Genomic DNA, 12814 nt, shown 5'->3' on the forward strand with positions numbered 1-12814 from the left:
AGATCCTGTAAAATAGCAATTCATTTCATAAACGATACCCAATTTCGTTTAAGCTTAAGTTAACGGGTATTCTAGAAAAAGTGTAATTTTAGAAAGGAGAAAATAAAACGATAAGCTCATAAGTTATAGTTGCTATTATCGCATCTTAAGATAGCCCAGGCCATTCATGACAACCCAACCAAAATCCGCTCAAATAAAAAGACCATGCGTGAACAAACAAAGAGCATTCCTGTAAAAACGATGGACGATGCGTTGAATACTGGGTTTGTCATCGGAAAAATGACATTCAAAGACTTAAATGCGTTTAAAGAAGCGGCTGCAGCACACAGGGATGATTATCATTTGTTTTTTTTACTAGAAAAAGGAACCCTATCCATTGAAATAGATTTCCATACCTATACCCTAAAACCAGCTGCTGCCCTCTACATTCACCCCAATCAAGTACACCGTATGCTGCACATTAACCAAGCAACAGTAAGCTTTTGGGCAATCAATACAGAAACCTTGAACCGGGAATACCTAACGGTATTAGAAGCTATAAACCCTGCAAGACCAGTATCCTTAACAAGGGAAGCGTTTTCCATTATTGCTGAAACGGCATCCTTGTGCTTAAAATTATCAGAGCAAAAACACGAAAAACTATACCAATCGGTACTCAAAGACAGTGGGAATGCCTTAGTAGCATTAGTTACTTCACAGTATTTAGCACAAACTCAATCACCAGACAGCCTTTCCCGTTTTGAGTCTATTACCAAGGCTTTTAAATCGCGTTTGGAAGCCAATTTTACTACGGTAAAAAAACCGAGTGAATATGCGAAAACCCTTACTATTTCTACCGCTTATTTGAACGAATGTGTCAAAAAGACAACCGGGTATTCGGTTTCACATCACATACAACAACGGGTGATGTTAGAAGCCAAGCGGATGCTCTATCACTCCGATAAATCTGTTAAAGAAATCGCAACACAATTAGGCTATGAAGATTACGCCTATTTCTCTCGATTATTTAAAAAAATAACAGGAGTAACCGCATCTGCATTCCAAAACAAAAACCACGATTAGTCCAACAGATACGCTTATTGATACAATGCAATTATTTAGAATCGTTCTAACTTTGCAAACGTATTAAATGTAGAGGTAATGATTATAGATGATTCAAAATTCCCAATAGTGTTGGTTGATTTTCAACACAGCCTGGAACAAACAACAACTGAAAACCACAATCACGATAAGGATATGGCCGCGTTTACGGGTTTGTTCGAGAGCGGAAAACCTTTTGTAATGGTTAGCACCGGTGAGGCTCCTGAAGAAAAGCACAAACATTCCAGGGAAGAAACCCGGAAAATAAACGCCTGGCGGAAACTAAATAAAGAAAAACTCAAATTCATCCAAGCAACCATACAGGTAGAACCAAACAAAGTCAAGCGTGTAGGATTAAAATTGTTTGCCTCTGTATATGAGAAATTTTGGGGAAATCCACTACTGCTTGCCCAAACCCAGGAAGAAGCTTTAGAACTAGCCAAAAGCGTACTTCATAAAGCTTCCTTAACTTCTTAGGTAAAAGAACGGAGAAATAAAAATTAGTCAGTTCGAGTGATTTTGTGAAGTGTAACGAAGCAAAATTGTATCGAGAACTTAAATTTCAAGTCCTATTCTCGATACAAAAATCTCAACTGATTTTTACTCGAATTGACTGTCTTGAAGTTTAACTAGTAAGATGCACCAAAGATTAAAAAATACTAATTCAGATTCTATTATGAACCACAAGCACCAACATTCTCACGAGCACCCTCACGAAGCACATCAACATTCAGATACCAAAAATGGACTAACCTTAGCCTTTTGGTTGAACTTAGTCTTTGCGGTTATCGAAGTGGTGGGCGGGATCTTTACCAATTCCACAGCAATTATTGCCGATACTTTTCACGACTTTATAGATGCCGTTGCTATAGGAATAGCGGTTTTGTTTGAAAAAATATCAGGAAAGAAACGTTCTTCTAATTATTCGTACGGTTATAAACGGTTTTCATTACTATCTGCGCTAGGCTTATCGCTATTTCTATTGATTGGAGCTGTCTTTATGATTAAAAGTGGCATAGAATCATTGATAGATCCCCAAGAAGTCAATAGTGTGGGTATGCTTTGGTTAGCGGTTTTGGGAGTGAGCATCAACGGCTTTGCCTTTCTTAGAATAAAAAATGGAAATGGAGGACACCACCATCACCACCACGCGCACGGGCATTCCCACAATCACAACAGTAAAGCCATCATGCTTCACCTTTTAGAAGATGTATTGGGTTGGGTTGCTGTTTTAATAGGTGCTGTGGTGATTTATTTTACGGGTTGGAATTGGATAGATGGGTTGCTTACCCTCGCCATTGCTGCTTTTATTTCGTACAACGCCACCAAAAATTTAATAGGAACCCTAAAGATAATGCTACAAGCGGTTCCTGAACATGTGAATATGGAAACCCTAACCTCAGAACTGAATACGATTGAAGGTGTTGCCAACATTCACGATTTCCACATCTGGAGTTTAGACGGAACCTACCATGTGGCTTCGCTACGTGCTGTGTTGGACAGTGCCGATAATCCTTCTGAAAATAAAGTCTATACCACTATTTTAGAACGCTTGAGTAACTACAATATTAAACATCCAACCATACAGATTGAAACCAATACAAAACACTGCAAATTTGTGAATTGCTGAAAACCAGAAAAGACGAGCGGCTAATGCGGCTATTTAAAGTCGGTTCGTAACACTGAAAAACAAAATGAAGAACACCCTATTTGAAATCACCCAAATGGACTGCCCTTCGGAAGAAAACCTAATCCGAATGAAACTGGACGGAATTTCAAGTATTGTAAATTTGGACTTTGATATTCCCAACCGAAAACTGACTGTTTTTCACAGCGGAGAAATCGACCAAATCGAAAAGTCTATCCTCGAACTGAATTAGGAGGTAAGAAAATCTCGATCGGACAGACCGACCAAACAGACTTTAAAGAAAACGCCAATCAAAAAAACTACTTTGGTCTGTTCTTGCCATTAATGTTGCGTAGATCGACACTTTTTATTTATAAAAGTGGTGGTTGAGAATATGTGAAAAGGGGAATATCCTGTGATGATAAAAGGTAATTCCCCTTAAATCTTCAAGATTTTTTTATTATCCAAACCACTCTTCTTTTTGCAGTTCCGCAGCCTCCTCTTGGGGTTCGAGTGCAATTTTTTTAATATACTTTTTATTTTTGAGATAACTATTTAAAATTCTATCGGCATAATTCGAATTTTCCTGGGGAATCAGGTAATTGTCAAATTGAGAGGGTTCACTTAACTCTTCAGAATTTTCGATAAAACCATAACCGGCATAACGGCCTTTTTTAAGATATATAAAAGATTTTTCAGTTTTTGTACGTCCTTTTTCTACCAATAAACAGGAATTTTCATATTCGTGAATATAATCGATAGCGCGAGAAACCCTTTGATTATATTCGGTTACCTCTATTTCGCCCCGGCACATTCCGCTGCAATCATTGATTTTATAATGGCTGCATTCTGCCACCCCTGCTTGCAAACCACAATATTTAGGGCATAATCTAAATTCCTGGCAAAGAAATTCCAGGAATTTTATGGCCTCTTCACGGGTATAGAACTTCATCCAGCTTACTGGAGAAACCTTATTTTTATGAATCACAAATTGTTCTATTCCTTTTTGATTGTGATAGGAGGTAAGGGTATAAGGCCTGCTTACTTTTTTCTGTGCTTTATTGAATTTTGGAAAATATTTTAAAATTAAAGAAGATTCCCGCAAAAGTGCAAGCAATTCGCTTCCGGTAAGTTCGTAGTCAATGCTATACGTAGCTTGCATTAGACTATATTTTCGGTTAGATTTTTCTTGAAAATGAGATTTTATCCGACTTTTAATATTTTTAGCCTTACCAATGTATAGCGGAATTCCATCTTTATCTTTAAAAAAATAAACACCGGTTGTAGAAGGAAGTTTTTCAAAATCCGATTTTCTAAAGTTAGGAGGTAAATAAGAAGCTGCTGTTTTTTGATTTAAAAAGTCCTTGAAAACTTCGTAATCGGGATCTAAATCTATAAAACGTTTAAAAAGTGTAACCGTAGCCTCGCAATCTCCATAGGCTCGATGCTTGTTATCATGCGGAATATTGATCGAAGTACAAAGATTTCCCAAGCTATAAGAAAATAGACCGGGGATAAGTTTTTTGGCCAGCCTTACGGTACACAGGCGTTTTCTTTGAAAGGATAAATTTAAACTCTCAAACTCAGCTTTAATAATATTATAATCAAAATTTACATTGTGAGCCACAAAAATACAATCCCTGGTGATTTCCTGAATTTTAGAAGCAATCTCAGAGAATTTTGGAGCATCGACCAGCATCTTATCATTAATGTTGGTAAGCGTTTCGATATATAGCGGTATTTCGGTACCGGGATTTACCAGTGAAGTGTATTCGTTTATCACTTCTCCATTCTGCACCACCAGCACACAAATTTCGGTAATTTTGTTTCCTTTAATGCCTCCGCCCGTGGTTTCAATATCAATTATCGCAAATTTTACCTCTTTCATGTTGCCAAATTAGTATTATTTCTGAAGCTTTAAAAGGAAAAAATACTAAAAATTGGAAATATTCCTTATTTGATTCCTCCAAGCTCTCAATTATAAATAAGAGCTGAAGCCGGTAGAGCGTTTTCAATCGCTATGCATATCGCTCATAACAGCAAAAAAACGAATACATATTTAATATGGGAATACAAGGGTAGTGGTAATTTAGGAACTAAGTTTCCTTATGAATAGCCCGCAATCTTAGCTTTTCAGAAAGCTTATTGAATTAAAATAAATGAATGAGTTCTCTTTTTATAAAATAGCTACAATAGGTATAGCCTTCTTCAGCTCAATAATTAATCGATATTCGATAATTCGCAGCTGAATTTCTAAAAAGCCCCTGGTCCAATTTAAAGGAGTAATAAAAATCTACATTAAATAAAAAGCAATAACAAAGGCAATTACCGAGATGATAATCCCTAGCATAAATACCGTATAGGTTAATCTTAGTAGTAAATATTTTCGATGTAATACTTTTCCTAATAAATGTAGATCGAGCATTAAAGATTCGTATACATAATCCTTATCCTTAATCATCTCATTAATGCCCCATTTAAACAAATCGAAAGGCATTTTATGAAAATTCCCAAAGAAAAGAAGGTTAACGTCCCGATTTTTTACCTGCTCTTTGGTAAACTCACCACTGGTTACATTAGGCCGGGTAGACATAATCGATAAGATCATTGAAGCTACACTAAAAAGAACCAGTACAAGAGTAGGGATAAGCAGGTGGCGATTACTTACCGCATCCAGCTTAGGGATAAGGTTAGAAATCGCTAAAGAAATAATAATCGCATTTACCGATAATAATATGTTGGCCTTGGTATCTGCAATATCACTTAATTTAATATGGTTTCGTAGCGTGACCCTAAACAGCGTTTGGATACTTCGCTCTGGATTGTCATTTTTATATTTAGCCTTAAGTCGGGCTTTATGCTCTTCCTTATTTAATTTTTTCTCCCTCTTATTTTGTTTTTCAACTAATTCCAGCAGATTTTCCTCTTTGGCCTGATTCCAGTTCTTTAGGGCATAATCAGTATAAAATTTATGCTTTTCAGTCAGCATTTTTATATTTTCCATAATCCACTCACTCGAGCTGTAATTTTTGCGATTATGTAACTGTAGCTCCTGTCGTAAAAGTTCACTGGTTTCTTCGTAATATTCCTTGGCAAAATGCGAAGAATCGGCGTCTTTGATGATCATCTCTCCGATGTCCTGCGGCGTATGACTAAATTTGGTAGCCATAATATATTTAGACACCAGATCGATAAGTTCCTGTGTGGCGTTATTTTCCTCTAAAAAGCTTTCGGCGATTTTAACACTGGATGCTTCGTGGTTCTCATGACCTTTGGTATAACCGGTATCGTGAAACCATGCGGCCAGCTTAAGCGCCTCTTCTTGTTTAACATTAATTTCAGAATGTTCAATTAATTCTTCTGTACTTTTAACAACTCGTTCAGTATGCTTGTAATTGTGATATAGGAAAGTATTTGGGAGTTTTTCCTTGAATAATTCAAGCACGTAATCATCAGCTTTATCGAATAGGTTGTTCATCTATAAAAGTACTAGTTTAACAGATGCCAAATTACAAAAATTTGTCTAACAACATTTATGAAAAGAAATAACTACTTCTGTTTTTTATTAATTTTAACTCTTGTGGCTTCCTGTACAAGCTCGGCTCCAAAATATCGTAAGGGAGAACCCACTTCTAATTTTGGATATCCTGAAAATAAGGAAATTGAAAAGACATTCTATTTACTAGGGGATGGCGGGTATTCTCCTGAAGGTGGAACCTCTAAAGCCCTTATTGCTTTTAAGGAGTTTATAAAACAGCGAGACACCAGGGGACAATATGCGATATTTTTAGGGGATAATATTTATCCGGTGGGCATGCCGCCAAAAGATGATCCATTACGAGAACAATCCGAATACCGGTTGGATGCGCAACTGGATGCCGTTGAAAAATATAACGGAAAAGTGATTTATATCCCTGGTAATCACGATTGGTACAGTGAGCGTATTGATGGTTTGGAACGTCAGGAAGAATACCTGATCGAACAATATGGCGATTCTTTAGATTGGTCACCCAGTACGGGATGTGGATTGGAGATTAAAGAAATTTCTGACGATATACAAATGATCATTATCGATTCCCAGTGGTATCTGGAAGACTGGGATAAAAGTCCTACGATTAATGATGATTGCGATCAGATAAAAACCAGGGAAGCACTTTTTACTGAAATTGAAAGTGAGCTAAAAAAATCACAGCAAAAAACAACGATTATCGCCTTACACCATCCTATTTTTTCCAATGGGATCCATGGGGGGCAATATAATTTTAACAGACATTTATATCCTTCGCAAAAGAAAATTCCGGTTCCGGTATTAGGATCTTTGGCGATGTTGATAAGAACCACCGGTGGTATTTCTATTCAGGATCTTCAAAACGAACGTTATAAGTCACTTTCTGACAGGTTAAGGACGATGGTTAAAGGAAGAGAAAGAGTGATCTTTGTTTCCGGCCACGAACATACCCTACAGTATATCGATCATGACGGGATAAAACAGATAATCTCGGGTTCAGGTTCCAAAGAAAATTATGTGGCTTTGGGAACAGATGGTTTATTTGCTTTCTCACTACAGGGCTTTGCGGTATATGATGTCTTTAAAGATGGCTCTTCTTGGGTAAGCTATTATCGAAATAGAGATAATCAGCCGGAACTGATGTATCAAAAAGAAGTTTTTGCGGCTCCTAAGCCTTATAAACTGGGCGACTATCCCGACTCTTTTCCGCAGAAAAAGACAGCCAGCATTTACCCTGATGAGGATGTAGAGGTAAGCGGATTATATAAAACACTGTGGGGAAAAAGATATAGAAAATTATACGGGACTGAAGTATCATATAAGGTAGCCGATCTGGATACCCTATACGGCGGTTTACAACCTTTGTTGGAAGGAGGCGGGCACCAAACCGTATCGATAAGGGTAAAAGATTCTTTAGATCGGGAATATAATATAAGAAGAATTAAAAAAGATGCCGTGCAGTTTCTGCAATCTGTGGCCTATAAAAGCACACCTATAGAAGAACAGTTCAAGAATACGGCTGCTGAGAATATTATTAGTGACTTTTATACTTCAGCCCATCCGTTCGCTTTTTTAGCAATACCAACGTTATCGGAAGCTATTGGTCTGGCACATACAAATCCAGAGATCTTTTACCTGCCAAAACAGGATAATCTGGGAGCGATGAACGAAAATCATGGGGATGATGTATATATGATTGTAGAGCGTCCTGAGGAGCACTGGTTAGACAAGGAAAGCTTTGGATCCCCAAATCATGATATTGTTAGTACTGCAGGGATGTTTGAGCGTATACGAAGGGACGAGAAGTATAAAATTGATGAGCCTGCTTACGTAAAAGCACGTATTTTCGATATGTTGGTAGGTGATTGGGACAGGCATCAGGATCAATGGCGCTGGGCAGAAAATGAAGATGAGGAAGGAAACCGAACTTTTACACCCATACCAAGGGATCGCGATCAGGTATTCTCGAATTTTGATGGTGCCTTTTTTGGAACCTTACGCTCCCTGATAGGTTTAGCCAATCAGTTTGCGGTGTATGATAAGAAATTAAAAAACGTTGAATGGTTTAACATTGCGGCTATTGGTTTAGATCGCTCCATCCTCCAAAATACCGGAAAAGAAACATGGTTAACACAAGCCAGGTTTATTCAGGAAAATATTACCGATCAGGTTATAGAAGAAGCCTTTAGTAAACTCCCACCGGAAACTAATGGAGAAATTACGGATGGGATTATTGAAAACCTGAAGGGAAGAAGAGATAATATTGTGGAGATTGCAGAAAGATATTATGATTATTATGCAAAATTAGCGATTGTAACCGGTACAGATAAGGACGATTTTATAGATGTGACCCGCATGCCTGAAGGGAAAACCAAAGTAACGATTTATAGAAATAAAAAAGGCAAAAGAGCCGATATCGTAAGTGACTTTGTATATGATAAACAGTTTACCAAAGATATTTGGATTTATGCTTTAGACGATGATGATATTATTACGGTAGATGGCGAAGGCGATCAGCTTATTTATGTAAGGATCATAGGGGGGCAGAATAATGATATTTACAGGATAAGAAATAAGAAGAAACTAAAAATTTATGATCACAAATCTAAGCCAAATACCATTGAAGAAGGAGCTGATGCCCGGTTTAGATTTACAGACCAATACGATTTAAATATTTATGATAAGGATAAAAAGGTATTTAAATCGACTTCTATTACCCCAGGTATAGGTTATAATCCGGATGACGGATTAAAGCTTGGTTTTAAGGCATTGTATACGATCAATGATTTTAAAAGAAATCCATATACATCACAGCACGAACTAAAGGCCGGGTTCTATTTTGCCACAGATGGTTTCGATTTAAATTATAAGGCAAGGTTTGCCACCATCATAGGCGATTATAATTTACAGGTTGGGGCGCACTTTACCAGTCCTAATTTTGCCAGAAACTTTTTTGGCTACGGAAATGAAACGAGAAATCCTGATGATGAACTTACATTAGATTACAACCGTGTAAAAATAAGCCGTGTTGGTGGAGATGTTGGTTTGGTAAACGAAACCCCTTTTGGTAGCTATTTTAGTTATAAGGCAAGTTTCGAAACGGTTGAAATCGATAATATCCAGGGGCGTTTTATAGATGAATTTACCCCAGAGGATCCCGAGGGCTTTTTTGATCGTAAATATTTTGCCGGTCTCGATGCCCTTTACCGTTATGAAAGTTATGACGATGTCCTTAATCCCACCCGTGGGATGCAATTCGACTTAAATTTAGGAGGTAAACTAAATACAGCAGATACCGATCGTAACTATGGCTATTTTAAATCGTATTTAGAGTTCTACAACTCGCTAATCCCAAGTAGAAAACTGGTGTTAAATAGTCATGTGCAAACGCAAATAAATATAGGTACAGATTATGAATTTTATCAGGCAGCTGTTTTAGGTGGAGCTTCTGGCTTAAGGGGGTATAGATTACAGCGTTTTGCCGGTAAAAGTGCATTTGCTACCGGAGGCGATATTCGGTATAGTTTTAACCAGTTTAAAACTTCCTTTTTACCCTTTCAAATAGGAGTCTTTGGAGGATACGATATTGGTAGGGTATGGGAAAAAGACGATAATAGTAAGATTTGGCATGATAGCTATGGTGGTGGTATTTGGATTAATAGTGCTGAAGCTGTAAACGGAACCTTGCATGTTTTTAATGGAGACGAAGGTTGGCGTTTTAGTTTTGGGTTTGGATTCCGATTTTAAAAATCTAACATCGTTAAGGCTATGTCAAGATAAAATACTCTGTCACGATAAGCATCGGTATCGGAGTATCTCGAAATAAAAAATGATTTTCTAATAACTGCCTCATGGGCCTTCTTTGAGGCAGTTTACTTACAAGCCTGCATATTTGCAGGCTTTTTTATGGTTCAACGTTAGGTATTTTATATTTTATATAGGTTTTTGATAAAATAATATTAAAATTGTGATGATTAATAGTGTAATTTATTAATCATCAATCAAAAACCATCAAATATGTTTAAAAATGCATGTTTATTATTTGCATTTATTTCATTTGGAGTACAGGCCCAAAAATTTGAAATATCAGGAAAATTATTAGATAGTATTACCCGGGAAACACTAGAAGGGGCCACCGTCTTCACAGAAACTCTAAAAGATAGTACTTTAATCAGCTATACGATAACAGACGCTAAAGGCGATTTTAGTGTTTCCGGAAAATCTTCAAAGCAAAAAATAAATCTATTAATTTCTTTTGTGGGCTATGCGCCGATTAAAAAAGTAATCCTATTGCCAAAAGATGAAGATCCCATAACCTTGAAGCCTATAGAAATGTTGCAAAAGGTAGAATCTTTAAGCGATGTGCTCATCGAAGGAAGGGTACCGCCCATACGAATTAAACAGGATACTTTAGAATATAATGCAGGATCGTTTAGAACCAAAGAAGGAGCCACCATTGAAGATCTTTTAAGGGAACTACCAGGAGTAGAGGTTGATGAGAATGGGGGGATTAAGGTCAATGGGGTTGAGGTAAATAAGATATTGGTAGGTGGAAAGGAGTTTTTTTCTGGAGATGGGAGTATCGCCACTAAAAATTTATTGAAAGATATGGTCGAGAAAATTCAGGTGGTCGATACCCGATCTGATAGCCAGGTTTTTAGAGGTGAAAAAGCCGATGGCAAAAGTAAAACTATTAATATAAAGCTTGATAAAGATAAAAATAAAGGCGTTTTTGGCAGATTAGCCGCGGGTGGAGGGACAGACGAGCGTTACGAATATGCCGGATTAGCCAACTATTTTAATGATGATTTAAGATTAAGTGTATTAAGTGGAGGTAATAATATTAATACATCCGGCTTTACTTTTGGAGAATTACGAGAGGTATTTAATACCTATGCATACACTACGTATAATGGCGGGATAAGTATAGGAGGGAGGAGAATAGGAGGAGGAGACGGCATTGTAAATTCTAAAGTGACAGGTGCCAATTATGCAGATGATCTGGGTAAAAACCTGGAAGTAAGTTCGGATTATTTTTATACCGCTACCAATAATTATTTTGATAATATAAGCTCATCCGAAAATATAAGACCAGAAGGTAATTATTTTACCGAGAGTAGTTATAATTCTACAGGAAACCAGGATAAGCATGAAATCAACACGCATATAAAGCTGGCAATAGATTCGAGTTGGATGATAGATGCCCGCCCTAAATTTAGTTATGATAAAAACTTTTCCAGAGGAAGTAGTACTTCTGAAAGTAGAAAAGAAAACGGTGATTTAAGAAATACCTCTACTGCTTCAAATTACGGAATTACCGAGAGCACTAATTTTAGTACTGGACTTGCAACAAAAAACTGGACAAATAGTTGAATGACTACGCTGCTAGTTTAAGGTTATACATGTCTAATTCAAATTCTCTTATAGTTCTATTTCCTAAAAAGGAATGTCTTCTTCTATTATTATACCAAGTTTCTATCCATCCAAAGATGGATAACTCCGCTTCAGATCTCAACTTATAATTGTGCCTATAAACCCATTCTACCTTTAATGATTTAAAGAACGATTCAGCAATGGCATTATCCCAGCAATTACCTTTTCTGCTCATAGATTGGTTTACTAAGCCATTGTAACTTTTAATTAATGAGGTAAACTTATGGCTGGCATATTGTATACCTCGGTCGGAATGAAAAATTAAAGACTGGGTTAAAGTAGTTTTCTTTATAGCCATATGCCAAGCCTTAATAATAGTGTCTTCTGTACTTAGATTATCGCTTAGAGCCCATCCAACAACTTTGCGGTTAAACAAATCAATAATGACAGTAAGGTATAACCAGCCCTGTTTGGTTTTGATATAGGTTATATCGCTTACCCAAACTTGATCCTGTCGGCTTACTTCAAAGTTTTGGTTTAATAAATTAGGAGCTATGGGGTAATTATGTTGACTATATGTGGTTGCTTTAAACTTACGTTTTCGTTTTGCAAACAAATAATTAGCACTCATAATACGTGCAACTCTAGGCTTTGATATTTTATAGCCTAATGTCTCTAGTTCTGTTTTTATTCTAGGTGAACCATAGCTTTGAAAGCTATCTTTAAATATAGATTTAATAAGCCCAGTTACCTTTTGATTTTCTAACCATAATTTACTTGGTCCCGATTGTAACCAATGGTAATAGCCACTTTTGCTTACTTTCAATATTTTACACATCGTCTCGACAGGAAATCTCATAAGGTGTTGTTTTATAAACCTGTATTTTTCTTGTCGCTCGCGGAGAAGATGCTGATGGCCTTTTTTAAGATGTCTCGTTCTAACTCGGCTTCTTTTAATGCCTTTTTTAATCGGGCTATCTCTTTTTCTTCATCGGTCATTTTAGGATTACCACGGCCAGGGAAACTGTTGTTACCGTAATCTTTTAACTCTCTACGCCAACGGTAAAGTACAGATGGAAATATATCCAAGTCTTCACATACTTGTTTTACATTGCCTTTAGCATAACTTAACTCGACTGCTTTTTGTTTAAATTCTAAGGTGTAATGTTTAGATTTTCTTCTCATAATTGCTAAGGTAATAACTAGCAAAAATATTCTCTCAACTT

The 12814-nt window shown here is 36.8% G+C and carries 8 protein-coding genes and 1 pseudogene; 6 read left to right on the forward strand and 3 right to left on the reverse strand.

Annotated features, from left to right (window positions below):
* Positions 1-204 precede the first annotated feature (204 nt).
* The 4 genes and pseudogenes from ZPR_RS07135 to ZPR_RS07150 all read left to right on the forward strand — a co-directional run.
* On the forward strand, positions 205-1062 hold the full coding sequence (locus tag ZPR_RS07135; RefSeq protein ID WP_013070980.1) for an AraC family transcriptional regulator: 858 nt from the start codon (positions 205-207) through the stop codon (positions 1060-1062).
* A 78-nt stretch (positions 1063-1140) separates the two neighbouring features.
* Positions 1141-1557 (forward strand): hypothetical protein, encoded by a 417-nt coding sequence (locus tag ZPR_RS07140; RefSeq protein WP_013070981.1) that lies wholly within the window; start codon positions 1141-1143, stop codon positions 1555-1557.
* 199 nt (positions 1558-1756) lie between these two features.
* Positions 1757-2710, forward strand: a complete 954-nt coding sequence (locus ZPR_RS07145) for a cation diffusion facilitator family transporter (RefSeq protein WP_041579752.1) — start codon at positions 1757-1759, stop codon at positions 2708-2710.
* A 64-nt stretch (positions 2711-2774) separates the two neighbouring features.
* A pseudogene (locus tag ZPR_RS07150) lies at positions 2775-3054 on the forward strand (cation transporter); the annotation flags it as partial.
* Positions 3055-3167: 113 nt separating this feature from the next.
* On the opposite strand, the gene ZPR_RS07155 reads toward ZPR_RS07150, so the two are convergent.
* Together ZPR_RS07155 and ZPR_RS07160 are read right to left on the reverse strand one after the other, a co-directional pair.
* Complete coding sequence (locus tag ZPR_RS07155; RefSeq protein WP_013070984.1) at positions 3168-4595, reverse strand: exonuclease domain-containing protein; 1428 nt, start codon at positions 4593-4595, stop codon at positions 3168-3170.
* A 405-nt stretch (positions 4596-5000) separates the two neighbouring features.
* Positions 5001-6185 (reverse strand): Pycsar system effector family protein, encoded by a 1185-nt coding sequence (locus ZPR_RS07160; protein WP_013070985.1) that lies wholly within the window; start codon positions 6183-6185, stop codon positions 5001-5003.
* Between the two features lie 57 nt (positions 6186-6242).
* On the opposite strand from ZPR_RS07160, the gene ZPR_RS07165 reads away from it, so the two are divergent.
* Together ZPR_RS07165 and ZPR_RS07170 are read left to right on the forward strand one after the other, a co-directional pair.
* Entirely contained in the window at positions 6243-9962 is a 3720-nt protein-coding gene (locus ZPR_RS07165) for a metallophosphoesterase (protein WP_041578755.1), read from the forward strand.
* Between the two features lie 270 nt (positions 9963-10232).
* Positions 10233-11588 carry a carboxypeptidase-like regulatory domain-containing protein gene (locus ZPR_RS07170; protein WP_013070987.1) on the forward strand — a complete coding sequence of 452 codons (1356 nt, stop codon included), beginning with the start codon at positions 10233-10235 and terminating at the stop codon, positions 11586-11588.
* A 4-nt stretch (positions 11589-11592) separates the two neighbouring features.
* Here the strand turns inward: ZPR_RS07170 and ZPR_RS07175 are convergent.
* Positions 11593-12797, reverse strand: a protein-coding gene (locus ZPR_RS07175) for an IS3 family transposase (RefSeq protein ID WP_086026153.1) whose coding sequence is annotated in 2 segments (ribosomal slippage) — positions 11593-12518 and positions 12518-12797 — 1206 coding nt in all. Because the reading frame shifts where the segments join, the coding sequence is not laid out codon by codon here.
* Positions 12798-12814 lie beyond the last annotated feature (17 nt).

Origin of the sequence: Zunongwangia profunda SM-A87 (genome assembly GCF_000023465.1) — a bacterium.
GTDB classification, from domain to species: Bacteria; Bacteroidota; Bacteroidia; order Flavobacteriales; family Flavobacteriaceae; genus Zunongwangia; species Zunongwangia profunda.